This window comes from Luteitalea sp. TBR-22, assembly GCF_016865485.1.
Taxonomy (GTDB): Bacteria; Acidobacteriota; Vicinamibacteria; order Vicinamibacterales; family Vicinamibacteraceae; genus Luteitalea.
Window position 1 is genome coordinate 5,521,839 of the sequence record NZ_AP024452.1, and the last position, 26,317, is coordinate 5,548,155.

The following is a 26,317-nucleotide window of genomic DNA, read 5'->3' on the forward strand; positions in this document are numbered from 1 at the left end:
ACGCCATCGGCTTGCGGCTTACGGCACAGAGCGCAGGGCTCAGGGCTCAGGGCTCAGGGCTCAGGGCTCAGACGGCGTGCCAGTGCCGCGACCGGGCCGCCGACTCCCGACTCCCGACTCCCGACTCCCGACTCCCGACTGCGGACCTTCAGTCCCCGAGCAGTTCGCCGAGCCCGTGCAGGTCCTCGACACGGTCGGCGATCACCTTCATGGCCATCAGCAGCGGCACGCCGAGCACGACGCCCATCGTGCCCCAGAGCCAGCCCCAGAACAGCAGGCCGACGAACATCGCGACCGGGTTCATGCGCGCCGATCGGCTCATGAGCATCGGCGTGAGCAGGAAGCCCTCGAGCGAGGTGATCACCAACTGGATGCCACCCACCAGCAGGGCCGAGCCGACGTTGCCGAAGTGCGCGAACGCCATGGCGCTGGCCCCGCCGGCCACCAGCGTCGGGCCGACGTAGGGCACGACGTTGGCCACCCCCGCGAGCAGCCCCCACACCGCCGCGTTCGGCATGCCCACCGCGAGGTAGGCCAGCCACGTCGCGGTGCCGACGATGACGCTCACGAAGACCAGCGTGCGGAGGTAGACGCCGATCTGGTCCTTGATCTCGTCGAGGATCTGCACGGTGATCTTCTTGCGCGTCAGCGATGGCCCCGTGAGCTTGACGAACTTCCGCTTGTAGAGGTCGCCGGCCGACAGCAGGAAGAACACCAGGAACAGCACCAGCAGCACCTGCGCGGCGAGCGCCGTGCCCGTGAAGACGTAGTCCTGCACGCGCGCCGGCGGCTCGACGACGCGCACCGGTTGCGCACCGCTGCGATCGCGCGGCGTCGCCGTCGCGGCGGTGGTGAGCTCCTGCGCCGCCTCCTGGATGTTGGCCACGGCGCTGTCACGATCGACGGCGCTGCGCACCATCGCCTGCCGGACGCGACGCGCGACCTGCGGCAGCTCGTTGGCCAGGTCCGCGGCCGGCGCCGACAGCTGGTAGCCGATCCCGCCGATGGTGGCCAGGAGTAGACCGAGCACGATGGTCGCGCCGAGCGCGCGAGGCAGGCGTGCCCGCCGGAGCGCCTCGACCAGCGGGGAGAGCACCAGGCTGATCACCACCCCGACCAGCAACGGCACGAAGAGGGATTGCGCGGCGTACAGTCCCCACGTCGCCGCGATGACGGCGAGCACCGACAGCGCCACGCTCCGGCCACTGGCCGGGAACGACACGGTGGGGATGTGCTCTTCCCGCGCCACGTCCGCGCTGCCGGACGGAGGCTTCTCGACGACGGGTTCATCCAGGGCCATGGCGCAGGGATGAGCAAGAGCAGGGCCAACCCGAGGTCGAGGATGCGGGGCTCGGGTCCCGAGGCTCGGGCGGATCAGGAGGCCGGAGTGGACACGCGCCGCGCACGGGCGCGGACGGCGTACCAGGCGGTGGCAGCGGCCAGCAGACCGACTTCCACCAGCAGCTCGGCCCGCGTCGCCTGCGCCAACAGGGCGACGCAGAACGCTGCGCCGATCGCCAGCACGACCGTCGGCACGTGGAGCGGCCGCGACTCGCTGTCGACCTCTTCGCCGGCATCGACGACGCGCACGCCGCGCCACTGCAGCGTGATCGCGGTGACGCAGGCCAGCAGGTAGCCCGATACCACGGCGACGCTGGCAAAGCCGGCGAGGGCGTCGAACGTACCCGACGAGGCGACGACGAAGAGCGCGATCGCCTGCGCGACGATGGCCGGGTGGGGCGTGCGGAACTGCGGGTGCACCCGCGCCAGCCACGCCGGCAGCAGGCCACGCTGCGCGACGGCATACAGGATGCGCGGGGTGGACATCACCGCCGCGCTCGCGAAGCCGGCCATCGAGACGACCGTCCCGACCAGCAGCAGCCAGCGTCCGCGCGGTCCCATCAGCGCGCCGGCCGCCGCGGCCAGCGTCGCGTCGGGGGTCGTCGGCAGCGCCTCGCCCAGCCCGACGCGTGCCGCCAGGTGGACGGCCACGTAGAGGGACGTCACGAGCGCCAGCCCGAGGAGGAGGGCGATCGGGATCGTGCGCGTCGGGCGTCGGACCTCGCCGCAGAGGCCCATCACGCTCTCCGATCCGGAGAACGCGAAGATGAGGACCAGCGTCGCGCGGCCGATGGCGGTCGGTTCCGGCAGCGGCCCGAGACGCCACATGCCCGTCCCGCCGACCCACGCCGCGGCGCCGACCAGGGCCAGCAGGGGCAGCAGCTTGGCCACGGTCATCATCTCGACGACGTGGGTGCCGTGCCGCACGCTCCGCACGTTCACCCACGCCAGCGTCCCGAGGATGGCGGCGAGCACCAGCGCCTGCGCGCCGCGCGAGGCCAGTGCCGGCGCCACCACGGCGATGGCCGCCGTCAGCCCGGCGAGCACCGCCGCGCCGGCGAGGGTGTCGCTGAGCCAGTTGAGTGCGCCGCCGAGGAACCCCACCAGCGGGCCGAACGCCGCATCCGCGTAGGCGGCGACGCCGCCGGCGCGTGGCACGCGGCTGCCCGCCACGGCATAGGCCAGCAGGATGCAGAGCATGGCGAGCGCGCAGGCGAAATAGGCGTGCACGGCCGACGCACCGAGCATCTGCGCGACCAGCGCCGGCATCGCGAAGATGCCGCCGCCGACCGTCATGTTGAACAGGCTCGCGGTCAGCCCGCGGACGGTGATCGTGCGCGCCAGGGTGGTCACCGGGCGCATGCCCCGGTCACACACGCAACAGGACGCCGGCCGCCGGTCGCCCCGTGGCCGTGGTCAGCGCCCGCGCGTACAGCGCCACCTGACGGCGATACGCGTCCAGACTCACCTCGTCGAGTTCGGCGTCGGTCTTGAAGTCCACCACGGTCCATCCGTCGGCATCCTCGAACGCGAGATCGAGCTGGCCCTCGATCCACGTGCCATCCTGCAGGCGCAGCGTCACCGGCGCCTCGCGCCGGCACTGCCCGCGCGCCTCCGCCAGCGCCGCGGCGCGCAGCAACGGGTGCTGCAGGGTACCCCGGATCGCGGCCACCACCGCCGCCTGATCGACGTCGGTCGCGTCGAGGACGCGGGCCTTGAAGGCGACGTGCGCGGCGACCGCCTGCTCGGTCGCCTCGAGCGCCACCTCCGCGAGCACCTCGTGCACCAGGGCGCCGAAGGCCCGCCCGCCGGCGCGGCGGGCCGCGCCGTCCACCCGCTCCACCCGGACGTCGTCGGCCGCGACGACCGCCTCGCGCGCCGCGTCGGTGACGCGCTGGACGCGCAGGTGCGGCACCGCCCCCGACGCGAGGCGCGCCTCGTGGAGCTGCGTCCAGCGGGCGACCTCCTCGAGACCTTCCTGCACACGAGAGGCGGGGGCGCTCTTCTCGATGAGGAGACGCTGCCGCTCGCCGAACGAGAGCTCCACGCCGAGGCCGAGCACCGCCGGATCCCACCACGTGACGTCGAAGGGCGCGCTCGCGTCGCCAAGGGTGTAGCGGCCCGGGCGGATCGGCGTCGCGTACGCAGCGGCTTCCTCATCGGGGCGCTCGAGCACGGTGTCGCGGTCGAACGGCGGACACCCCACCGCCGCCTCCGGCGCCGGCCACGGACGATCCGGGTACAGGGCCGCGTTCATCACGCCGATCCACTTCTCGCCCTGCTTGGCGTTGGGGTACGGCTCGTCGCCGACGCCCGGCACCACGAGCAGGTCGCGAGCCCGCGTGGCGGCGACGTAGGCCAGCCGGTGCCCCTCGGCGCGGTCGCGGGCGATCTCCTCGTCGCGCAGTTCCAGGAGTTCGAGCGGCGTGCACCCGGCCAGGACCTGCGCGCACAGGCCCCGGGCGGCAACGAGGGCCCGCGAGGGCCGGTCCGAGGCGAGCCGGCAGGTCGGGTCGGCGAGGATGACGACAGGAAACTCGAGGCCCTTGGCCTTGTGCACGGTCATCAGGCGCACGCCGTCGGTGCCTTCCTCGAGGATCGGGCTCTCGGCCGCCTCGGTGTGCGTCTCGTCGAGGAACCGCTGGACGAACCCGCGGAAGGACGCCCCGTCGGTCGCTTCGTACTGCCGCGCCAGTTCCACGACGTGCAGCACGTTGGCGAGGGCCTGCTCGCCACCGGGGCGCAACGCGAGTGCGGCGTGCGCGCGCGTCGCGCGCAGCAGGGCCTGCACCGTGTCCTGCACGGGAACGCGGTTGCGATGGCGGTGCAGGTCGCGCAGCAGGCGCAGCGCATCCTCGATGGCCTCGTCGTCGGCCGGGTCGCGCTCGCCACGCCCGGCAGCCTCGGGGACGCCGATGGGCCAGAGGCGGCCGCCGTGCGCCTCGCGGTACGCGAGCAGCAGGTGATCGGCGAAGGCGAAGAAGCCACCGCGCAGCGTCGCGTGCACCGAGAGCTCGTCGTCGGGCCACTCGATGGCACAGAGCGCGACGCGCAGGGCGTCGACCTCCTCGCGCGCATGGAAGCTGCGACCGCCGACCAGCAGGTGCGGCACGTGCCTGGCCTCGAGCGCGGCCACGTACGGCCGCGTCACGTCCTCGCCCCAGCTCGTGAAGCGCCGGAACAGGATCGCCACGTGCCTGGCCTGGATCGGCACCCGCGTCTCGCGCCCGCCGGGGGCGCGTTCCGACACGGTCCAGCCGCTCTCGTGCACCAGCCAGTGCACGAAGGCGCCGGTCGCGTCGGGCAGCGACGCCTCGATGGCCTCGTAGCTGACGAACCTCGACTTGTAGGGCCTCGGGACGGGCAGGGCCACGAGGGCAGGCTGCGTCGCGACGTCGGTGCGCACCGGTTCGAGCGCCACGTACGATGCCTGCGCCGACGAGGCATCGCCGTCCATCACCGGCGCGAACACGTGGTTGATGGCGCGCTGCAGCGAGGGCACGCTCCGGAAGCACGTGCGCAGCTGGCACGACAACGCCCCGACGGCCTCGAGCTGACGCTTGACCTGCCAGTACGTCTCCACGTCGGCGCGACGGAACCGGTAGATCGCCTGCTTGGGATCGCCGACGATGAACAGCTTGCCGGGCACCGGCCGCACCCGGGTCCACGAGGACTCGGCCGGGTCGTCGGCGGCGAGCAGCAGCAGGATCTCGGCCTGGATCGGGTCGGTGTCCTGGAACTCGTCGACGAACAGCCGCCGATAGCGGGCCTGGAAGTCCTCGCGCACCGCGCGGTCGTCGCGCAGCAGGTCGCGCACCCGCACCAGCAGGTCGGTGAAGTCGAGGGCGCCGCGCGCCTGCTTGGCCGCGTCGTAGCGCTCGAGGCACGGTTGCAGTTCCCGCTGCAGGCACGCCGCCAGGTCGGCCTCGAGTGTCGCCATGGTCTGCTGCAGGAGCGCCTTGAGGTCGGCGTGTCGGGCCCTGACCTCGGCGCGCGGAACACCGACGGCGTACGTGCTGCCGTACCCGGTGCGACACCTCGTGAACGCCTTGTCGCGCGACAGGGGGCCGAGCAGCGCCTCGAGGCCGTCGAGCACCTCCTCGCCGGCCGCTCCTGCCGGAATGGGCCCCGGATGCAGGCGCGCGAAGCGTCGGATGGGCGCCGTGTCGGCGAACAGGTTGTCGGCGCCGCTGCCCCTGGCGCTGAGGGCGGCGAAGGCGTGGATCGCCTGCAGGGCATCGGTGAGGAGCGCGCGCCTGTCGATCGGGTCGCGACGCCACGGCGCGGCGAAGTCGCGCCACTCCGCGAGCGACTGCACGGCTCGGCGCAGCGCCGCACGCGGTCCGGCCTCGCCCTCGTCATCGTCGCGGTAGGCGCGCCGCAGCACCCGGCGGACGCCCTCCGGAGGCGCCTCGAGGATCTCGCGCAGCCACTCGTCCACCACTCCGTCGAGGATCTGGGCAGCGACCGGTTCGAGCAGCACCTCGAAGCGCGGATCGACGTCGGCCTCGACGGGGCGCTCGCGCAACAGGTCGGCGCAGAATCCGTGGATGGTGCTGACGTGCGCGTCCTCGAGGTGGGCCAGCGCGTCCTCGAGCCGCTGGCGCGCCTCGCCCTCGCGGATCGCGCGGGCGTGCTCGATTTCCTCCCGCAGGCGCAGCTTCAGCTCGCCGGCGGCCTTCTCGGTGAACGTCACGGCGACGATCTCGCCGATCCGCGCCCGCCCCTCGGCAAGCGTGTTGACCATGCGCGCCACCAGCTCGGTGGTCTTGCCGGTCCCGGCCGCCGCCTCCACGACCAGCGTGCTGTCGAGCGCCGTGCGGATGCAGTCGCGGTCGGCCTGGTCGACCAGCGGTGGACGCGTTCCGTTCATTTCATCCTCCGGAGCAACGTGAGCTCCTCGAGGGCCCGGCGATCCTTCGTGCGGGGCACCTGCTGCGCGTCCGGCCCGCACACGGCGCGGAAGTCGCACCAGGTGCAGGCCTCCTCGGCAGGCGCGGCGGGCAGGCGACCGTCCTGGATGGCGTGATCGATGATGGCGAGCACCTCGAGGCCGGCGCGGCGCGTCGCCTCGCCGGTGGCGCCGCCGATCGCCCACGGGTGCACCTCGAACCCGCCATCCTCGGTGCAGTAGTAGAGCCGCGAGTCGGTGACCCGCCCGCCGAACGCCGCCTCGACGGCCATCGCGTAGAGGACGGGCTGGAGCGTGCGCCCGCCGTTGACGACCGCAGTGGCCGGCAGCCGATGGCGGCCGGTCTTGTAGTCGGTGATGCGCCAGGTGTCGTCAGGGCCGCGCTCGAGCAGGTCGACGACGCCGTGCAGGCGCGTCCCGTCGGGCAACCGGACGTCCTCTGCCCGGCTGGCCTCGTCGCGGCCGAAGCCGCCGGAGAACCCGACGCCGATCTCGACCCGTGCCGGCGTCCACGTCCCGGCATCATCGGGGAGCCGCGACACCCACACGTGGACGTCGCGCCGGATGCCGGCGACCGCGTCGTCCCAGACGCGCTGGATCGGCGGGCACAGCCGATCGGCGTACTCGCCGGCCACCTGCGTGACGATGCGGTCGGCGATGGCGAGAGCCTCGGCGACGCGCGCCTCCGGCAGCGGCGCCAGGCCGCCGTCGATCAGGGCGCGCATGATGCCGGCGAGCATCTCGTGCACCATCGAGCCGCGGGTCAGCGGATCGAGCGTCGAGAGCGGCGCCGCCTCCTCCCGTGGCTGCAGGCGGAGGATCGTCGACAGGTAGAACTGGTACGGGCAGCTGGCGAAGCGCTGCAGTGCCGACGCCGAGTAGGCCCGCGCCGGCAGCCGATGGCGGTCGAGCAGCGCCGGCGGCGCCACCACGCCGTCGTGGGCACTCCAGGCCCTCGACATCCGGTGATGGCGGGCGAGCAGCGCGCGGCGCAGCGCCGGGTTCAGCTCGAACAGGTATCGCGCGCGACCGAGGATGTCGGCGTCGCTGCCGCGCAGGTGGCGCTGCAGCACGCTGAGGTCGTGTTCGGCGGCATCGATGGCGCCGGCCGGATCGACAGGCGCAGGCCAGGCCAGGCGCGCGCCACCACGCTGCTGGGCCTTGCGCATCAACGACTCGTACCCCGGCACCCGGCCGGTGACCGCCCGCTGCAGGTCGACGGCGTAGAAGGACGGCACGCGCGGGCGCGACTGCGCTGCCTCCATCGAGGCGTACGAGGCGACGAGCTGACGCGACGCCGCCCCGGCGGCGAGCCGGAGCTGCAGGCGCTCCTGCGCGACGCGGTCGTCGTCGGTGGCCAGGTCAGGCGATCGCCGAGCGCGCTCGGTGTCGAGCAGCAGCGGATCCTGCCGGCTGCGCTGCGGGAACACCCGCTCGGACAGGCCGATCACGCAGACCACGTCGAAGGCGCGCGCACGCACGTGGTCGGGAGTGCCGACGAACACGCGCCCGTAGCGGTGCAGCGGATGGGGCACCGGCAGGGCGGCCAGCCTGTCGCGCAGGACGTCGCGCACCTCCTCGATGCCGACGTGGGACACGCCGGCCAGCGCGTGCAGCTCGGCCAGCGTGGCGAGCACGCGCTGCGGCCGGACGAGCACCCGGGGGGCCAGGGCCTGCAGACGCGCCAGCCAGCCGCCCCAGTCGTCGATCGCCGGCCACGACGCCATCTCGCCGATCACGTGGTCGGTGAAGGCGATCAGCTCGTCGGCCCACGCGACGTGGCGGCGGAGGCTCTCGTGCCGCGGCGAGCTCGGGTCGTCCTTGTAGGCGGCCTCGGCGCGCAGATGCAGCTGCTCGCGATGCCCGCGCAGCCGGCGCGCCCATCGATCGGCCCCGCCGATCACCTGCGCGTCGTCGAGGATCGCCTCCCATCGCCACGGCGACCGCCGACCCGACGCGGCATCGAGCGCGCCGGTCGCCGCATCGTCGGACTCGTCGTCGGCCTGGCCGGGCATCGCCGTCACGTTCGAGAGCCCCAGCGCCTCGGCTTCCTCATCGACGAGCGGGGCGCCGGGTCGTGGCAGCAGGGTGCCCGCCGGCGCGCCGACGGGCGGGACCTGCGCGAGCGACAGGTACTCGGCGAACCGTCGCGCCGACAGCCCCTCGGCGGCGCACGCGAGCAGCGCGAGCAGCGCCCGGCCGGCGGGGTCGGGCCGACGCGTGCCCCGACCGAAGTACGCGGGGATGTCGGCGCGACGGAGTGCCGTCTCGAGGTGGCTGGCGTACAGCTCGGGCGCCCGCATCACCACGGCCATCCGGTCGAAGGGAATCCCCCGCTCGGCGTGCGTCAGGAGCGTGCGCGCCACCTCGATGCATTCGCGCCCTTCGCCGGGCGCCGAGAGCGTGTCGACCGAATCGTCCTCGGGGGTCGCCTCGCGCGCGGCATCCGATGGTTCGAAGAGGCCGCCATGCACGCGCAGAAGCGCCGCGGGCACACCGGCCAGGTCGGCCGGGTCGATCGCGTCGAGTGCGGGCGGGCAGCCCTCGAGCAGGCGCATCACCCACGGATCGCCGGCAGGCGACGACACGAGCGCGTCGCGGCTGCGCGCGAGCAGCCCCTGCGCCAAGCGTACGTCCAGGCGGCTGGCCAGTGGCGGGTCCACGAGGGCGAGTGGGGTCTCGAGAGCTGCGCCGCCCGTCCCCTGCTCCACCGCCTCTGCCGCCAGCGACAGCACCTGCGCGCGGTCGGCATGCCCGAGGTCGGCCATGGTGCGCTCCAGCCCCTCGAGCAGCCAGGCGAGGTCCCGCCCCTTCGGCGTCCCGTCGTCGAGCACCGAGGCGCCGAGGCCGGCGAGCCGGACATCGGCCAGCGTGCGGGCCAGGCAGGGAACGAAGCCGGGGTGGCGGCTGGCCTCGGCGAAGTACGTGAGCGCGCCGGCATCGCGGGCCTGCGACACGACGCGCGCCACCAACGCATGCACGCCGAGGCCGGTCACCGGCGTGAGGCCGCGCGCGACGAGCGCGGGCATGGCGAGGCGGACGCTGTAGCCGACCCACCCGCCGCGCTCGACGCCGAGCGACGCCGGGGCGTCGACCAGGGCATCCCGCACCACGTCGTGGGCGTGCTCGTGGGTCGGCGCGATCACGCGGATGCGACCGACGCGATGGGTGAGGACGTGCCGCCGGACTGCGGCGAGGCGCGCCCGCGCGGTGCCGTGGATGGCGGCGCGCAGCACGCCGGATTCCGGGTCCCGGCTCCCGAGTTCCGGCTCTTCCGGGACCTCGTCGTCCCAGGGCAGACGTAGGGTGGACATCGCGCCTCGCATGCCCCGGATCGCAGTGCCGGGACTCTCTCAGTGGTGTCGACGACGAACGTGGCGGCGGTCTGACAAGTGTACCCTTGCGGGGTGCGCGCGCTGCCGCCCATGATCCACGTCGCGTTCGTCCCCGCCATCCCGGGAACGCCGCCGTGGGCCGCGCACGTCCTAGACCAGGACGAGCTGGCGCGCTGGGGGCAGTTGCACGAGGCCGGCCGGCCGCTCTTCCTGGCCGCGCACGTCGGCGCGCGGATGCTGGCCGCCTATCGACTGGCGTGGGGTGACGGCACCTCGCCGCTGGCGGACACGCCGCCCGACCTCGAGGCCTTCGGCTGGCACACGCTGCCATCGGGAAAGCCGATGCTGACCTATCGGGACGGTCGGCCGCAGCCGCTGCACATCAGCGTGGCGCACGGCGGTGGCCACGCCGCCGTGGCGGTCTGCGACCACGGGCCGATCGGCATCGACCTCGAGCACGTCGATCCGCGCCGGCGCATCCTGCCGATCGCCAGGCGCTTCTACGCCGAGGACGAGCACGCGCGGCTCGAGGCGTGTGGCGAGGACGAGCGGACCGCGCTCTTCCACCAGTGGTGGACGCGCAAGGAAGCCGTTCTGAAGGCCACCGGCGTCGGCCTGCGCGGCGGGCTCACGGTGCGCGTCGACGCCACGCCGGACGCCGACGGCTGGCGCGAGGTGCACCTGGCCGGCCATCCGGCGCCGATCCACGTCAGGGACCTGCGCACGCCCGACCCGTCGTTGGTCGCCGCGGTCGCGATCGAGGGCCAGCCCGGTGCGGTGCAGCAACTGCACGTATCGCCGGCTGGCGAGACCTGATCGGGCCCTGAAACCTTCACCAGGCGGCCGTCGTCATTCGGCCGTCGGCCTTCGGACGCTTGGCATTCCCGGCATTCCCGGTATTCCCCAATGGACCCTACCGCGGCCCTCGGCGGCCCCAACCCCTTCGCGGCCCTCACCTTCATCGCGGCGCCGGCGCTGCTGACCAACGCGTCGAGCCTGCTGCTGCTCGGGACGACCAATCGCCTGGCGCGGGCGGTCGATCGCGTGCGTGCGCTGGCGAGCCAGATCGCCGACGCCGACGAGCTCGAGACCGCGCTGGCCCGACGTGAACTCGATCTGATGACCAGGGCCGAGCAGCGCGTGCGGATCATCGTGCGCGCCATGACGGCCTTCTATCTGGCGGTCGGCAGCTTCGCCTTCGGAACGATGCTCGCGCTGGTGGGCGCCGCCATCGTCACGCCCGAGCACGAGATGGCGCGGATCTGGGTGCTGCGGCTCACCATCGCGGCCTGCGTGATCGGCGTGCTCGCCATCATGTCGGGGTCATTGGCCCTCGTCTTCGAGAGCCGGATCACGTTCCGTATCCTCACCGAGGAAGCCGACCTGGTTCGGCACCGTCACTTGAGAAAGCCGGTGGCGTGAGGATGCCGCGATGCCGGGAACGCCGGGTGGTCGAGGCAGCGGCGTCCCCTCCCCTGACGTCTCCCGGAGCGTCGACCAGGGTCGACGCCTACGTCCGGAGCGCCGCCAACGGTTCCCGGTGCCCGGTGCCCGGTGCCCGTTCGCGTCAGCCGTCACGCGTCATCCCGGGTCGCCACGTACCACGCCAGCGGCGTCGCGACCAGCAGCGCGCCGGCCACCAGCCACACCGCGAGGCGCAGCGCGGACGGGGCCGAGGCCAACCCCGTCCCGATGACCGCCGTGGTCTCGACGAGCCGGGCCGGTGCGGCCACCCACCCGCGCCCCCAGTAGGCCAGGATGCCGGCCAGCGACGCCAGGACGCCGATTGCGCTCGCCACGGCCAGCCCGGTGGCCACCGTGATGGGCCTGGCCGCCGCGGCCGCCGCTTCCGCCCGCGCGCGGCGCTCCGCCCGCCACCAGACGACGGCCGCCGAGGGCATGCGGGCCGACGCGAGCACCGCGTCGCGATCCTCGCGCAACACCGACACCAGCGCCTGCACCTCCCGGCACGACTCGCACGTCGCCAGGTGTGACTGCAGGTCCGCCGTGAGGGACCGCCCCTCCACCGCCGCGGCGACGAGCGCCGCTTCGTGACTGCAGCAGGCCGTCATCGCGCACCTCCCGGTCGCCCGGGCAACAAGGCGGCGAGGCGCTGGCGGGCGCGGAACAGCAGGGTCCGCACGCTGCTCGGGCGCAGCCCCAGCGACTGCGCGATCTCCTGGTGCGTCGAGCCCTCCGCGTAGGCCAGCCAGAGCAGCTGCTGGTCGCGCTGCCGCAACTGCGTGAGCGCGCGTCGCAGGTCGTGCCCGGCCATCGCCCCGCCCGTGTCTTCCGGCGCGACGAGCGCATCCGGGCCGGCGATGTCGTGCGGCACGGTGACCGGCAGTCCACGCCGACGGCGGTCGCGCACGAGGTTGGTCGCAATCCGGTAGAGCACGTTCTTCTCGTGCGCCGGCCCGTCGTACGTCCCCGGTGTGCGCAGGAAGCGGTAGTAGGTCTCCTGCAGGAGGTCGTCGGCCGCGTCCGTGTCGCGCGTCAGCCGGTACAGGTACACCCACAGCGGCCGCGCCGTCCGCTCGTACAGGAGGCGGAAGTCGTCCTCGCGCAGCACCAGGGCCTCGGTGGCGACGGTCGGCAGGGCAAGGGCGTCGAGGCGCGCGTCAGTCATGTCAGGACCGGGTCGAGGCGGGCGACGAGGCACGGTCGCCCCCGATGAGGCCGAGGTGGCGTGAGAGTCCGTACGCCAGTCCGGCCGACACGAGGAAGCCGACGCCGACGGCGGTGGCGAGGATGCCAAGCACCCGCAACGGCTGCGCCGCATCCTCGAGCACGCCGCGGCTCACGGCCTGCAGCGCGATGCCAAGGGCCAGGATCACCACGCCCACCTGCAGCGACCACAGGATACGACTGACCGGGGCGGCGATCGGCGAGGACTGCCCGTCGAGGGCGATCGGAGCCGATTCGAGGAACCGACGACCGGCCGGCGATTCCATGTACGTCCGCAACTCCTCGCTCGACGCCATTCGGTCGAGCAGCTTGGTGTGCGTATCGACCTGGATGCGCGACACGCGCTGCCAGCGCCGGTGGTCGAGGGCGGTGCGAATCAGCCACCCGATGCCGAGGGCGGCGCCGAGCAGCAGCGCGCCGACGCCCAGCATGCTGGTCATCTCGCGCCACATCCAGGTGGGATCGCCGCCGGGCGTCTGCCGGTCGGGCTCGCCGAGGAAGTAGGCCGGCGCGCGGCCGATCTCGGGGTGAGCCGCGACGAAGGCAGCCAGCCGCGGGTACGGCGCGAGGTAGTCGGCGTTGCCCAGGAGTGCCGGCTCGCGCTGCAGCACCTCGCGCACGATCGGCGGGTGCTCCCGGAGCAGTTCGTCGAGCTGGCGGCGGATCTCGTCGGCGCTCTGCTGACTGCCGACCGGTGGCACGACGGGCGGCGCGGGCTGGCCCGCGGCCGGGAGCGGTGCGGCCGCCGTGGCCCGCTGGGCGCACACCGGCGTCGGGGCGGCGAGGCAGAGGAGACCGACGACCGCGCGAATCGACAGCGACCGCAGGGCCCGGGGGAAGAACATCGTCGTCATGCCCGGTATTACGCGGGACACGGCCGTTGGTTGACGTGACGTCGGTCCGGGATGCACGCATCGCCTGGTCGAGCCGGAGTCACATGGCACCGGGTTTGCTCGGTGTGACTCGTGATGCGCCTGCTCGCCCCCCGCTCACGTCGACGCGCGACCGTACTGGTCGTTGCACTCATCGCGCTGGTTCCGCACACGGTTGCGGCCCAGGCCGCCGCGCCGACCACCGCGACAGCACCGGCCGGGTTCACGCTGTCGCTGCGGGACTGGACCCGCGCCGAGTCGTGGCAGTACTTCGAGCCCAACCCCGGTGGCGGCGATCCCGACTACGCGTTCGTCGCCAATCGCCTCCAGCTCGAACTGCGACGGGCGTGGCGCCGCGCCGAGGTCCAGCTGACGGCGCAGCACGTCGGCTTCGTCGGCCTGCCGTCGACGGCGTCAGGCCCTGGCCCGCTCGGCCTCGGCGCCCTCTACTACGACCAGGGTGGACGAACGACCCACCCGCAGCAGCTCTGGCTGCGCTACGCCAACGTCCGGTTCACGCAGGTCCTGCCGGGCCTCGACATTCGTGTCGGCCGCATGGGTTACACGTCGGGGGCCGAAGCGACCAGCGGCGACGCGCGGATCGAGGCCGTCAAGCGCTCGCGCCTCGACGCCCGCATCCTCGGGGAGTTCGAGTGGTCGATCTGGCAGCGCGGCTACGACGGCGTGCGCGCCGACTGGTCGCACGGGCCGGTCACCGTCACCGGGGTCGGGGTTCGCCCCACGCAGGGCGGGTTCGCCAAGGTCGCCGGACCGACCATCGACGACATCGACGTCTACGGCGGCACGATCACGGTCAGGCCGACGTCGGCGCTGGAGCACACGCAGGTGCAGGGCTTCGTGCTCCGATACGACGACGACCGCCACGTGACACAGCGGCCCGACAACATGGGCCTCACGGCGCCACGTGTCGACGTCGGCATCACGAGCACGGGCGGCACGCTGGTCGGGGCCTATCCGGCCGGGCCGGGCGCGGTCGACGTGCTCGCCTGGGGCGTGCTGCAGCGGGGCGACTGGTACGGGCAGGACCATCGCGCCGGCACGCTCGCCCTCGAGGCCGGGTACCAGTGGACCAGCGCGCCGTGGACACCCTGGGTGCGCGCCGGCCTGCTGCGCGCCACCGGCGACGACGACCCCACCGACAACGAGCACGGCACCTACTTCCCGGTGCTGCCCACGGTGCGCCGCTTTTCGCAGACCACCGTGTTCTCGACGATGAACGTCCACGACACGTTCGTGCAGGTGCTGGCCCGCCCGTCGAAGAAGGTGGCCCTCAGGCTCGACGTGCACGATCTGCGGCTGGCCGAATCGCGCGACCTCTGGTACATCGGCAGCGGCGCGACCCTGGAGGAAGGCGCCGCGTTCGGCTATTCGGGTCGCCGCTCGAACGGCAGCACGGCGCTCGGGACGTCGATCGAGGGCTCGGCCGACGTCACGCTGACGCCCGTGTGGTCGATCAACGGCTTCGTCGGCCACGTGGACGGCGGCCGCGTGGTGACGGGCACCTTCAAGGGCGACCGCTTCTGGTTCGCCTACGTCGAGCAGGTGCTGCGGCTCGACGACGTGATCAAGGCACTGCGGCGCTGACGACGTGGGAGTAGCCGTCGCCCTTGGGCGCCGGCCGGTTTCGTCGCGGATCATCGCGGACCGTCGGGCAAGCCCGACGGCTACGCGCTCGGCATGTCGCGCCTCGCGGCATTCTCAGTGCTGCCCCGTCGTCGCCGGGGTGCCCACCTTGCTGCCCGCGGGCCCCGTCGTCGCGGGCGCCGCCGTCGTCATCCCTTGCGGGGCCTGCACGGCCGGTGGCGCCGGCGCGCCGCCCCGCAGCAACGCAATCTGCCCCTGTCGCGAGTAGTCGATCGAGATCGCCAGCAGACGCTCGGCCTCTTCCGGCGCGTGGAAGCCGACGGAGTTCTCGGCTTCCACGAAGTCGAGCAGGAACTGCGCCTGGCGCTGGAACGAGCGCGACGCCGCGAGCTGCGCGTCGGTGGCGCCCTTGGCGAGCGAGGCCTTCTGGTCGGCGATGAGCGCCATCAGCGCGTCCATCGCCCGGTTGCGCAGCCCGAACACGCGCTCCTGGATCGTCTGCGCACGCGCCTGCAGTTCGGCTTCCGACCACTTGTGGCACGTCTGGCAGGCGCGGTTGATGTTGAGCAGCGGGCTGCGGACCCAGTGGTCGCTGACCTTCAGGCCACCTTCGCGCTGGTAGGGCATGTGGCAGTCCGCGCAGGCGACACCGGAGCGCGCGTGGATGCCCTGGTTGTACATCTCGAACTCGGGATGCTGCGCCTTGAGCGTCCTCGCGCCGGTTTCGGCGTGCGTCCAGTCGGCAAAGCCTTCCTTCTCGTAGTAGGCGAGGATCTCGTCGCCCTTGATGCCATCGCGCCAGGGGTACGTGAGCCGCTTCTCGGGCCCCTTGAAGTAGTACTCGACGTGGCACTGTCCGCACACGTACGTGCGCATCTCCTGCCGGGTCGCCATCGTGTTGACGTCGTAGTTCTCGATGCCGGCCTTGGCCTTCACGAGCTTGATGCCTTCGAGGAAGCCGGGCCGCGTGACGCGCAACTGCATCGTCTTCGGCTCGTGGCAGTCGATGCAGGCGACCGGGTGCTCGACGAGCTTGCGAGCCTCGCCGAAGGGCATCCTGTTCATCATCTCGAAGCCCTTGATGAGGTCGCCGCCGCCAAGCTTCCGGTACGGCACGTAGACCGACCCGTGGCAGTGGATGCACGTGCCTGGCTGCTTGGTCACGTGCTGGCGCTCGGTGTACGTCTGGTCCTCGAGCATGTAGGCGTGCCCGCGCTCCTCGCGGAAGTCCTTCGAGAACGCGTAGCCGGCCCACATCGTCCGGAGGCGTGGATCCTCGTCGAGTCGCGACTGCGCCACCACCGAGCGAGGATCGGCCGAGGTCGGCTGGTGCGGCACCGCCTCGCTGCCGCCGTAGCGCGTGCGCTGCTGGTCCACCGTGCGCTTGTAGCTGTCGTACTGGAACGGGAAGTTCTTGCCCCAGATCGCCGGGTCGACGGTGTCGTCGGTCAACTCGACGACGCGGAAGAAGGTGTCGCGCCCCTCCTGCTTGCGTTCGAAGATGTTGACCAGCAGCGCCGTCACGCCGACGGCGATCGCCGCCGTCAGCACCACCGTCAGCACCAGCCACCGCCACGCCGGCCGGCCAGCGCCCGCTCCCTTGGTCCCGTCTTGCGTCGTCGTCATCGCAGGTGTCCTACCGAGTCGTGGCAGCGCACGCAGGCGACTGCCGGGTCGCCCGGGTGGCCGGTCGTGATGGCCGAGGTGATCGGCGCATGGCACTTCTGGCAGGAGGCCTCGGCGATGTCCTTGTTGCGGCGTCCTGCACGGATGTGGTCGGGATACCAACCGGTCGTGAAGTAGAAGGAGTGCCAGAAGCCGTTGGTGGCCTTGGTCACGTACTTGGCCACGTGGCCGGCCGGCGTGTGGCAGTCGTTGCAGACCGCGACGGCGCGATGGCTCGAGCGCGTCCACCCCGCGTACTGCTCGTTCATCACATGGCAGTTGGCGCAGGCCGCGGGATCGTTGGTGAGGTAGCTGTAGCCCTTCGCGTACACGAACGTGTAGCTGCCGATCCCCACGACCACGCCGACGAGCGCCGAGAGCAGGAGCGCCCATCGCCACTGGAACGCCCAGCGGGACCGTGCAACGTTGGTCGTCATCGGCGCGCTCTCGAGGTCACGGTGTGCGTCACCATGCCTCACGAGGAAGGTTCGTCGCAAGCTCTGCCTCGCCCATCGGCAGGAGGCAATGCTCTTGCAGCGCGATCGGCATGACGAACCATCCACTCTTCCGCACATGCCTGCTGGGCGCGGTGCTCTGCGCGACGCCCTGCGCGCCGTCATTGGCTCACGGGCAGCCAGCACGCTTGAGCGACGCACAGGTCGAGCACCTGCTCGAACGCATCGAGAAGGGCGCCGACCGGTTCCGCTCGTCGCTCGACAAGGCGCTCGACAAGAGCCGCGTCGACGATTCGAAGCTCGAGGATCAGCTCAACGACTACATCGAGCGCTTCGAGGACGCCACCGATCGCCTCGAGAAGCGCTTCGACGACGACAAGGCGGTGTCGTCGGACGTGGAGGAGGTCCTGACGCGTGCCGCCGAGATCAACGGCCTGATGACGCGCTTCGAGTTCACCGAGCGCGCGCAGGGCGACTGGCGCCTGCTGCGCAACGATCTCGACGAGCTCGCGCGGGCCTATGGCGTGGCGTGGGAGTGGCGGGTCGCCGTGCGTCGGTGAGGCCGCTGGTGCTGCGGGAATCGGCGCGCCGGTCGACCTGACGATCGACGGTTACTCGGCTGCGCGCCGGGGCTGGTGTGGAGCATCGACGGGCGGCGGTGCGTCGGCGACCGGCCCGGCGTCGGCGGCGAACGCCTCCAGCCAGTCCTCGCCGAACAGTTCGCACGGGTGCGGGCACCTGATCGTGCCGTTGCCGCAGACCATGTCGTCGGCCGGACAATAGCGATCGCAGCCCCAGCAGACCCGCTCAGGGTTCCTGGGGTGCAGGGGGATCCTGGGCGCTCCCATGAAGCGATCGTGCGCCTCGGTCGCGGCGGCGGCAACCGGAAAGACTTCGCGCACGCGCCGGAAAATCCTGCAGGCCGGCGCCGCGATGTCTCGCTGGCAGACACCCTGACGGCCCGCCCGTCATCACCGGGCCGGCGGCGCCGACGGCCGCACCCAGCGGTCGAGCATGGCGCGCAGGTCCGGCATCTGCACCGGCTTGCGGAGGTAGTCGTCCATGCCGCAGGCCAGGCAGCGCTCGCGGTCGACTTCCGTCGCGGCGGCGGTCATGGCGAGGATCGGGGGACGGGCTTCCCCGGGCAGCGCCCGGCGGATCTGCCGCGTCGCCTCGAAGCCATCCACCTCGGGCATGTGGCAATCCATCAGGATGGCCGCGTAGCTGCCCGACCGCGCCATCTGCACCGCCTCGCGGCCGTCGACCGCCACGTCGACCGAGTACCCGAGCTTCTCCAGCATCCGGACCGCCACCCGCTGGTTGACGGGATTGTCCTCGGCCACCAGCACACGACGCTGCGGCGACGGCTGCGCGGAGGCCGCGGCCGCGCCGGTATCGATCGCGAATGGTTGGGCCTCGGGCACGGCGCCGGCCGCGACGGCCGCCTGGACCGTGAACCAGAACTGCGAGCCGCGGCCCACCGCGCTGGTCACGCCGATGCGCCCGCCCATGCTCTCGACCAGCCCCTTCGAGATCGCCAGCCCGAGGCCGGTCCCGCCGAACCGGCGAGTCGTCGAGGCGTCGGCCTGGGAGAACTTCTGGAAGAGCAGTCGCTGCTTCTCCTCGGGGATGCCGATCCCCGTGTCCGTGACCTCGACGCGCAGGGTCACGCGCCCGTCGACGAGGCTGTCGGCGCTGACGCCCACGGTCACGCCCCCCGCCTCGGTGAACTTGATGGCGTTGCCCACCAGGTTGAACAGGACCTGCCGCAGCCGACCCGGGTCGATCACGACGACCGTCGGCGTGCCCGGGGCGATGGTGGCCTCGAGCTGCAGCCCCTTGGCCTGCGCCTGCACGCCGAGCAGCGTCACGACCTCCTGGGCCAGGGCGCCGACGTCGCTCGACATCTGCTCCAGCACCACCCGGCCGGCCTCGATCTTCGAGAAGTCCAGGATGTCGTCGATCAGCCGCAGGAGCGCATGGCCCGACCGGCCGATCATCTCCAGGTACTCGCGCTGTTCCTCGGTGAGCGACGTGCTCGACAGCAGGTTGGTCATGCCGAGCACGCCGTTCATCGGGGTGCGCAGCTCGTGGCTCATCATCGCCAGGAAGTCGCTCTTGCTGCGCGCGGCCTGCTCGGCCTGCTCGCGCGCGAACCGCAGGGTCTCCTCCGCCTGGCGTCGCTCGGTGATGTCGGTGCAGGTGCCCACCATCCGCAGCGGCGCCCCGTCGGGGCTGCGCGAGATCACGCGGCCGCGGCCGAGCACCCAGCGGTACGAGCCGTCGGGCATGCGCGTGCGGTACTCGGACACATACTGCGCACGCGCGCCCGACAGGTGATCGTGAAGGTCCGCTCGCGCCGCCGCGACGTCGTCGGGGTGGATCAACCCGTACCACTCGTCGTCGCGCATCGTCCCGTCGGCGGCCTCGTAGCCGAGCATCTCGAAGAGTCGCCGCGACCCGTGCAGCACGCCCGCCTCGATGTCCCGGTCCCACACGCCGTCGTCGGTGCTCTCGATCGCGACCTTCCAGCGCGCCTCGGCCTCGAGCGCCGCGACCTCGGCGCGCACGCGCTCGGAGAGGTCGACGATGACGCCGGTGATGTACCGGGCGCCGGCGCTGTCGAACCACGAGAGCGCGACCTCGGCCGGGAACTCCTCACCCGAGGCGCGCAGGCCGGTGATCGGGGTGGGGGCGCCCGCGGCGATGCGCCCCTGGCCGGCAAGGAACTTCTCCAGCCCCTCGCGGAAACGCTCGCGATCGGCCTCGGCCACGTACTGCATGCTGCTCGAGCCGACCAGCCGGGCGCGGGGCACGCCGAACATGGCCTCGGCAGCGGCGTTGGCGTAAGTGAAGCGGCCGTGGCTGTCGGTGAGCACGATGGCGACACGCGCCGACTCGGTCACGGCGAGGAACGCGCCCTCGGACCGTGTCAGCGCGTCGTCCTTCTGCGCCACGAGGGCCTCGGCCTCGGAGCGCACGCGCCGCTGGGCGAGCAGCAGGAGGATGAGGCCGCCGTTGACGACGGCGGCGCCGAGTGCCACCGCGACCGGCATGGCTCGTTCGGCCGGCCGGTACCATCCGGGACCAGCAACCAGTTCCAGCGCCCACGACTGCCCCGCGGGGGCCAGCAGGCGCGACTCGTGGAAGGCACCGAGCGCCTGTCGGTCACGAGCGGCGCCGGCACGATGCAGCACGGCACCGTCGCGCCCACGGAGGACGACCCCGAGGCCCTCGCGGTTGGCCGGTTCGGCCGCTGCCGCGAACTCGGAGACGTGGAACAGCAGGTAGACGAAGCCGACCAGTGAGGCACGGCGTTGTGCCACGCTGCCGAGGCTCTGCCCCGGAGCGTAGACCGGGAGAAACTGCACGAACACCGGGTCCGCGGCGCCATCGCCAGCCAGCCGCGCCGCCTCGACGACCACCGACTGGCCAGCTTCTGCCGCGAGCGAAAGCGTGGCCGCACGCGTCGCGTCGGTGGCGATGTCGAATCCGAGTGCCCGTTGATAGGCCGCCGACTCCGGCGCGAAGTAGGTGACCGGCAGGTGCTGGGGCAGGTTCGACGCCGGCGTGATCGCGAAGCCGGCCATGCCCTCGCTGCGCAGCCTGGCCTCGAACGTCGCGACCTCGGCATGCGCGACGCGAGGCACGAAGCCGATGCCGACCACGCCGGGGACCTTGTCCCCGTTGCCCAGCGCGCCGACGTACTCGCGCCAGCGCTCGCGCGTGAGCTCGGGCGTGGCACGCACGAAGGCCGCCGCGCCGCGCAGCTCCGCCTCGTGGTCGCGAAGCCGCTCCTGCAGCAGTTCGGTCACGTCGTCGGCCGTGTGACGGAAGCGCTCGCGCGCATTCCGCTCGATGGCTCGGTCGCCGTGGTACCAGCCGAGCACGCAGGCCAGCAGCGACGTGACGACGACCACGACCGGGAGCGCACGGTGACGCACCAGACGTCCCACCGCGGCGGGGGCGACGGAGCCGGGCACGGGCTGGACACGAGCGGTCATGGTCAACGCAGCGGGCAGACCGATGCACGTCGCCCGCACCCCGTATCGGCCTCCTTCAGGTCGACCATGAGTGTATGCGCAGGCAGCAGGCGACGGCCGACTTGCGTTGCTGCCGGCACCGGCGGCGGGTCGAGATCAGGCGAGGGCCGACACCATGCGCCGGCGCAGGGCGTCGTCGGGCAGGGGACCGCTGCCGGCCCCGGCGTTCTCGCGCATGTGCTCGGGCCGGCTGGTGCCCGGGATCACGCACGTGACCGCGGGGTGCGCGACCACGTACTTGAGCAGTACCTGCGCCCAGGTGCGACAGCCGATCTCGGCTGCCCAGCCAGGCAAGGGTTTCCCCTGGACCTTGCGCAACAGCCCGCCGCCCCCGAACGGCAGGTTCACGAGCACGGCGATGCCGCGATCGGCCGCGAGCGGAAGCAGTCGTCGTTCGGCCGCCCGGTTGTCGATCGAGTAGTTGAGCTGGACGCTGTCGATCACCTCCGCCGCCATGACGGCCTCGAGCGCCTCGTGGGCATCGTCGCGGTAGTGGGTGATGCCGAGGTGAGCGATGCGGCCCTCCTTCTTCCACGCGCGCAGCGTGCCCAGGTGGGTGCGCCAGTCCACCAGGTTGTGAATCTGCATCAGCTCGAGGCGGGGATGCTGCAACTTGCGCATCGAGGCCTCCATCTGCGCGATGCCGGCGTCGCGTCCCTCGGTCCAGACCTTGGTGGCCACAAACGCTGCGTCGTGCGCCCGGAGCGCGGTGAGCAGGTCACCCGCCACTTCCTCGGACGTGCCGTACATCGGCGAGCTGTCGATCACCCGTCCGCCCGCCTCGAACAGCGCGCGCAGCACGTCGGCAAGTTGCTGCCGCTTCGTGCTGTCGGCGCCCACGTCGAAGCCGCGCCAGGTGCCGACGCCAATCACGGGCACGGCCACGCCGCTCGAGGGAATGGTGCGGGAAATCATGCGTGGACCTTTCTGAGCAGCGGCCGACGCCACGGCTCCTGCCGCGGCGCCGGCGACGATGGACAGGAACTGCGCGCGGGTGAGCTCCATGGCCCTAGCGTACCTGCGGTCAGCGCGCGGCGAGCCGAGCGCCCTCGATCATCGCGTCGAGTCGTGGCCTGTCGAGCCAGTGGCCGGACGCGAGCACGGCGTGCACGCGCGACAGCGCCCGGACGTCCTCGAGCGGGTTGCCATCGAGCACGACCAGATCGGCGGGCGCGCCGGCGCCGACGCGGCCCACGCGTGACGTCCTGCCCAGGAACGCGGCGGGCGCCGTCGTCGCCAACCGCAGGGCCTGCAGCGGCGTGAGGCCGGCGGCCACGAGCGCGGCCAACTCGTCGTGCAGGCCGGACCCCCAGTAGCTGAAGTCGGCCCCGGCGTCGGAGCCGGCCAGCATCAGCACGCCGCCGTCGTGCAGCCGCCGGGCCAGCGCTTCTTCGTGCGCGTACTCCGTCCGCATCCTCGCGTAGCCTGCGGCGCCCAGTCGCGCGACCCGGTCGCGGCGCGTCGAGAGCCACTGCTCCCGCAACATCCGCGGCACGGTCGCCAGGCGGGGGTCGTCGACGTATGTCTCCTCGTTGCTGAAGGCGCGGGCGCGCCGCACGGCCAGCGTCGGCGTCTGCCAGGTACCCCGGCGACGAAACTCGTCGATGAGCGAGTCGCACTCCGCAGCCGACGCCGTGGTCGGGCAGAAGGTCCCGAGCTCGGCCTGCATGTGCTCGATGCTGTGCATGCCGGCGCGCGCGGCCTCGCGAGCCGTGACGTCGCCGGGCACGTGGCCGCTGACCCGCAACCCGACGTGCGCGGCTTCATCCACGACCGCCGCGAACGCGGCGGCAGGCAGGAGCGTGTAGACCTTGAGGAAGTCGACGTGCGCCGCCGCGAGTCGACGGACGGCCGCGCGGCCCTCGTCGGCCGAGGCGATCGCGAACGAGATCGACGGATCGACGGGCCGTGCCCCGTCGAGGATCACGCCGGCGGCGAACAGGCGGGGGGCCAGCAGGTCGCCACGCGCGGCGCGCTCACGCACGTCCTGCAGGACCGCCAGCGAACCGCCCATGTCGCGGATGCCGGTGATGCCGTGCGCCAGCAGCAGGGGCAAGGCGGTGTCGATCGCGACGGGGTCCCACAGGGCATGGACGTGCATGTCCCACAGGCCCGGCACCACGAAGCGTCGACGCGCATCGATGACCCGTGCGGTCGGCGCCGACGACGCGACCGTGGCATCGTCGCCCACCGCGACGATCGCATCGCCCTGGACCAGCACGGCCTGTTCGGGCCGCAGCCGACCTGCCGCGACGTCGACCACGGTGGCATGCCTGATCAGCAGCGCCGGCGTGTCGGCACGCAACGCGAGACCTGCGCAGAGCAGCAGGAGACCCGCCAGGCGTGACGAGGGGCGCACGGGCATCTAGCGGTTCCCGAGCCTGAACTCCGGGGCGCTCTCGCCCTGCTCGAGCACGAGCCGGGTCACGTACTCGCCAATCGCCGGGCCCATCTTGAACCCGTGGCCCGACCCACCGCCGACGATCCAGGCGTTGCCGGCGTGCGGGTGGCGGTCGACAAGGAAGTGCGAATCGGAGGTGAGCTCGTACTGGCACACCTCCGAACCGAGCAGCGGCGCGTCGGCGAGGGCCGGGAAGCGGCGGCGCAGGAACGTCCGCGCCTCGGCGAGCATCTCCGGGGTGTGCGCGCGATCGCCGTGCGTCGGGTCGAAGGTGGCGCCGTACGTGTCGTCGGCGACCTTGAAGCCTCGGTTGGCGTTGCCGGGGATGCCGTAGTACATCCGGTCACCGTAGTCGAGCCACACCGGCATGTCGGGCGGCAGCCACCGCGCGTCGCCGGCCGGCGTGCCGAAATAGAAGGACTCCTGCCGCGAGGGCCGCACCCGGCCGCCGACGACGTCGGGCAGCACGGTGCCCAGCCACGGGCCGCAGGCGAACACGAAGCCGTCGGCTTTCACCGAGGTGCCGTCCTCAAGGGCAAGGGCACTGAGCGGGCCATCGAGGTCCTCCACGGGCCGCACCTGCGCGGTGACGTAGTGGCCGCCCTCGGCCACGAGGGTCTCGACGACGTGTTCGCACGCCCGGCGTGCGAGCGCGTAGCCGGCTCCGGGCTCCCAGAGCACGCGTGACACGCCCTCGACGTTGATGTGCGGCCAACGCGCACGTGCCTCGTCCGGGTCGAGCCACTCGACGGCCAGCCCGGCGTCGCGCATCGGCCCGACGGAGGCCTCGCCGAACGACTCGTTGCCGCTGAAGATCCAGATCGCACCGACCGGGTGGAAGAACCGGCGCTGCGACGCTTCGTCGTGCGCCTGCCACAGCTGCATGGCGCGCGCGGCCATGTGCGTGTAGATGGCGCGGTCGCCGTAGGTGCCGCGAATCACGCGGGTCTCGCCGCTCGAACTCGCGCGTGCGTGGCCCGGGCCCCAGGCGTCGATCAGCGTCACCTCGGCGCCGGCGCGACGGAGCATGAGGGCCGTCCAGCCGCCGAACGCACCCGCACCGACGACGACGATGCGGGGAGCCCCCCCTGATGACGGGGACATGAGTGGTGTGCTGGAAGACGGGGCCGCGGTCATGGCACCCATTCTGAACGCGAATCGGGGATCGCGGATCGCGGATCGGGCAGCGGGACGGGCGGGTGCAGGCGGAAGACACGAAAGGGCGCCCCCCTTGCGGAAAGCGCCCCTCGAGCACGACGGCCGGCTCGGAGAGCCGGCCCTACCCATTCGTCAGCCCTGAGCCCTGAGCCCTGAGCCCTCTAGTGCATCCCGCTCTCGCCGGCGAGCGCCTTGGCGATGTCGCCCATCACGACCTTCGAGTCGCCGAAGATCATGAGCGTGTTGGGGGCGTAGTACAGCTCGTTCTCGATGCCCGCGAAGCCCGGGTTCATCGAGCGCTTGTTGGCCAGCACCGTGCGCGCCTTGTCGGCGTCGATGATCGGCATGCCGTAGATCGGGCTGCTCTTGTCGTGGCGCGCCGCCGGGTTGACGACGTCGTTGGCGCCGAGGATCACGCAGACGTCCACCTGGCTCATCTCGGGGTTGATGTCGTCCATCTCGACGAGCCGGTCGTACGGGATCTCGGCCTCGGCCAGCAGCACGTTCATGTGGCCGGGCATGCGGCCAGCGACCGGGTGGACGGCGAACCGCACGTTCACGCCCTTCTTGGTGAGGGCCTCGTACACGTCGCGCACGCGGTGCTGCGCCTGTGCCACGGCCATGCCGTAGCCCGGGACGATGACCACGGTGTCGGCGTTCTCGAGGATCTGGGCCGCATCCTCGATGGTCGCCGACTTGGCGACCTTCTGCTCACCCGCGGCCGCGGCGGCCTGCACCTGACCGAAGGCACCGAACAGCACGTTGGTGAACGAGCGGTTCATCGCGCGGCACATGATGATCGACAGGATCAGGCCCGACGACCCGTCGAGCGCGCCGGCGACGATCAGCAGCTTGTTCTCGAGCACGAAGCCCATCGCGACGGCCGCGAGGCCGGCATACGAGTTCAACAGCGAGATCACCGTCGGCATGTCGGCGCCGCCGATCGGCATCACGAGCAGCACGCCGAAGACCAGCGCGAGCACGATGAGCGCCGGGAACAGGAACGTCCAGGCCGGGTTGACCACCAGCAGGATGCCGATGAGCACACCGGCGCCGATGAGCGAGAAGTTGACGACGTTCTGGCCCGGGTAGGTGACCGGCCGCGTCGGCAGCACTTCCTGCAGCTTGCCGGCCGCCACGAGGCTGCCGGTGCAGGTCATCAGGCCCAGCGCCACCTCGAAGACGATGGCGCCGGTGCGGAACGCGGTGAGGTCGCCCTCGTGCATGAACAGGTAGAACTTGCCGATGCCGACCAGGCCGGCGGCCAGGCCGCCGAAGGCGTGCGACAGCGCGGTCCGCTGCGGCACCGCGGTCAGCGGCACCCACGAGAGCGGGACGCCGACGATCGTGCCCAGCACGACGGCGACGCCGATCCACACGTAGCCGTTGGCGGTGATCTCGGGGCGCAGCAGCGTGCCGGCCACGGCCAGGGCCATCGCGGCGACGCCGGCGAAGACGCCGTTGCGGGCGGTCTTCGGGTCGCTCATCCACTTCAGCGAGAAGATGAAGAGCGCGGCCGAGACGAGGTAGACGAGGTCGATGGTCTGCGGACTCACTTGCCACCTTCCTTCGTCTTGAACATCTTCAGCATCCGGTCGGTGATGAGGAAGCCGCTGATGATGTTGGTGGTCGAGGCGAAGACGGCGATGGCGCCGAGGATGGTGCTCAGGCGGTCGTGCTGCGGACCGGCGAGGATGATGGCGCCGACGATCGCGATGGCGGAGATGGCGTTGGTGAGGGACATGAGCGGCGTGTGCAGCAGCCGCGACACGCGCCGGATGACGTCCATGCCGATGAACGTCGCCAGCATGAACACGAACAGGGCAGTGATGAAGTCCATGG

Annotated in this window: 20 protein-coding genes; 4 read left to right on the forward strand and 16 right to left on the reverse strand. The window is 72.1% G+C overall.

All coding sequences use genetic code 11. The features are described from left to right. Positions 1 to 148: 148 nt before the first annotated feature. The 4 genes from TBR22_RS22820 to TBR22_RS22835 all read right to left on the reverse strand — a co-directional run bounded on the left by TBR22_RS22820 (position 149) and on the right by TBR22_RS22835 (position 9,567). The gene (locus tag TBR22_RS22820) at positions 149 to 1,300 is read right to left on the reverse strand and encodes an AI-2E family transporter (protein WP_239490144.1); all 1,152 of its coding nucleotides are present in this window, start codon (positions 1,298 to 1,300) and stop codon (positions 149 to 151) included. A gap of 74 nt (positions 1,301 to 1,374) precedes the next feature. Beyond that, the gene (locus TBR22_RS22825; protein ID WP_239490145.1) at positions 1,375 to 2,703 is read right to left on the reverse strand and encodes an APC family permease; all 1,329 of its coding nucleotides are present in this window, start codon (positions 2,701 to 2,703) and stop codon (positions 1,375 to 1,377) included. A 7-nt stretch (positions 2,704 to 2,710) separates the two neighbouring features. Further along, a complete protein-coding gene (locus TBR22_RS22830) occupies positions 2,711 to 6,214 on the reverse strand; it encodes an exodeoxyribonuclease V subunit beta (RefSeq protein WP_239490146.1) in 3,504 nt (1,167 codons plus the stop codon). Beyond that, positions 6,211 to 9,567 (reverse strand): PD-(D/E)XK nuclease family protein, encoded by a 3,357-nt coding sequence (locus TBR22_RS22835; protein ID WP_239490147.1) that lies wholly within the window; start codon positions 9,565 to 9,567, stop codon positions 6,211 to 6,213. Before TBR22_RS22835 ends, TBR22_RS22830 begins: the two co-directional genes overlap by 4 nt. Positions 9,568 to 9,678: 111 nt before the next feature. On the opposite strand from TBR22_RS22835, the gene TBR22_RS22840 reads away from it, so the two are divergent. After that, entirely contained in the window at positions 9,679 to 10,404 is a 726-nt protein-coding gene (locus tag TBR22_RS22840) for a 4'-phosphopantetheinyl transferase superfamily protein (RefSeq protein ID WP_239490148.1), read from the forward strand. Between the two features lie 90 nt (positions 10,405 to 10,494). Beyond that, positions 10,495 to 11,010 carry a DUF2721 domain-containing protein gene (locus TBR22_RS22845; protein ID WP_239490149.1) on the forward strand — a complete coding sequence of 172 codons (516 nt, stop codon included), beginning with the start codon at positions 10,495 to 10,497 and terminating at the stop codon, positions 11,008 to 11,010. A 152-nt stretch (positions 11,011 to 11,162) separates the two neighbouring features. On the opposite strand, the gene TBR22_RS22850 is transcribed toward TBR22_RS22845, so the two are convergent. From TBR22_RS22850 to TBR22_RS22860, 3 genes are read right to left on the reverse strand one after another with little or no spacing between them, the layout of a single operon-like run. After that, the gene (locus TBR22_RS22850) at positions 11,163 to 11,660 is read right to left on the reverse strand and encodes a hypothetical protein (RefSeq protein ID WP_239490150.1); all 498 of its coding nucleotides are present in this window, start codon (positions 11,658 to 11,660) and stop codon (positions 11,163 to 11,165) included. Then, positions 11,657 to 12,217, reverse strand: a complete 561-nt coding sequence (locus TBR22_RS22855) for an RNA polymerase sigma factor (protein ID WP_239490151.1) — start codon at positions 12,215 to 12,217, stop codon at positions 11,657 to 11,659. Before TBR22_RS22855 ends, TBR22_RS22850 begins: the two co-directional genes overlap by 4 nt. 1 nt (position 12,218) lies before the next feature. Then, entirely contained in the window at positions 12,219 to 13,130 is a 912-nt protein-coding gene (locus tag TBR22_RS22860; RefSeq protein WP_239490152.1) for a hypothetical protein, read from the reverse strand. Positions 13,131 to 13,244: 114 nt separating this feature from the next. Here TBR22_RS22860 and TBR22_RS22865 point away from each other — a divergent pair, with 114 nt between their 5' ends. After that, entirely contained in the window at positions 13,245 to 14,753 is a 1,509-nt protein-coding gene (locus tag TBR22_RS22865) for an alginate export family protein (protein ID WP_239490153.1), read from the forward strand. A gap of 114 nt (positions 14,754 to 14,867) precedes the next feature. Here TBR22_RS22865 and TBR22_RS22870 read toward each other — a convergent pair whose 3' ends face one another. Both TBR22_RS22870 and nrfH read right to left on the reverse strand, forming a co-directional pair. Beyond that, positions 14,868 to 16,379: an ammonia-forming cytochrome c nitrite reductase subunit c552 gene (locus TBR22_RS22870; RefSeq protein WP_239490154.1), complete on the reverse strand. Its 1,512-nt coding sequence runs from the start codon at positions 16,377 to 16,379 to the stop codon at positions 14,868 to 14,870. Next, entirely contained in the window at positions 16,376 to 16,855 is a 480-nt protein-coding gene (gene nrfH / locus TBR22_RS22875) for a cytochrome c nitrite reductase small subunit (RefSeq protein ID WP_239490155.1), read from the reverse strand. Before nrfH ends, TBR22_RS22870 begins: the two co-directional genes overlap by 4 nt. A gap of 206 nt (positions 16,856 to 17,061) precedes the next feature. Between nrfH and TBR22_RS22880 the strand changes: the two genes are divergently transcribed. After that, a complete protein-coding gene (locus TBR22_RS22880; protein ID WP_239490156.1) occupies positions 17,062 to 17,433 on the forward strand; it encodes a hypothetical protein in 372 nt (123 codons plus the stop codon). A gap of 51 nt (positions 17,434 to 17,484) precedes the next feature. Here the strand turns inward: TBR22_RS22880 and TBR22_RS22885 are convergent, their stop codons facing one another. The 7 genes from TBR22_RS22885 to TBR22_RS22915 all read right to left on the reverse strand — a co-directional run bounded on the left by TBR22_RS22885 (position 17,485) and on the right by TBR22_RS22915 (position 26,315). Continuing rightward, positions 17,485 to 17,721 (reverse strand): DUF3079 domain-containing protein, encoded by a 237-nt coding sequence (locus TBR22_RS22885; RefSeq protein WP_370651551.1) that lies wholly within the window; start codon positions 17,719 to 17,721, stop codon positions 17,485 to 17,487. Between the two features lie 123 nt (positions 17,722 to 17,844). Next, on the reverse strand, positions 17,845 to 20,877 hold the full coding sequence (locus TBR22_RS22890) for a CHASE domain-containing protein (protein ID WP_239490158.1): 3,033 nt from the start codon (positions 20,875 to 20,877) through the stop codon (positions 17,845 to 17,847). A gap of 135 nt (positions 20,878 to 21,012) precedes the next feature. After that, positions 21,013 to 21,921 (reverse strand): aldo/keto reductase, encoded by a 909-nt coding sequence (locus TBR22_RS22895; RefSeq protein ID WP_239490159.1) that lies wholly within the window; start codon positions 21,919 to 21,921, stop codon positions 21,013 to 21,015. Positions 21,922 to 21,940: 19 nt separating this feature from the next. Then, entirely contained in the window at positions 21,941 to 23,281 is a 1,341-nt protein-coding gene (locus TBR22_RS22900) for an amidohydrolase family protein (protein WP_239490160.1), read from the reverse strand. After that, on the reverse strand, positions 23,282 to 24,421 hold the full coding sequence (locus tag TBR22_RS22905; protein WP_239490161.1) for an FAD-dependent oxidoreductase: 1,140 nt from the start codon (positions 24,419 to 24,421) through the stop codon (positions 23,282 to 23,284). A 215-nt stretch (positions 24,422 to 24,636) separates the two neighbouring features. After that, positions 24,637 to 26,031, reverse strand: a complete 1,395-nt coding sequence (locus tag TBR22_RS22910; protein ID WP_239490162.1) for an NAD(P)(+) transhydrogenase (Re/Si-specific) subunit beta — start codon at positions 26,029 to 26,031, stop codon at positions 24,637 to 24,639. Continuing rightward, positions 26,028 to 26,315, reverse strand: a complete 288-nt coding sequence (locus TBR22_RS22915) for an NAD(P) transhydrogenase subunit alpha (protein ID WP_239490163.1) — start codon at positions 26,313 to 26,315, stop codon at positions 26,028 to 26,030. The genes TBR22_RS22910 and TBR22_RS22915 overlap by 4 nt, the downstream gene beginning before the upstream one ends. Positions 26,316 to 26,317: the final 2 nt, after the last annotated feature.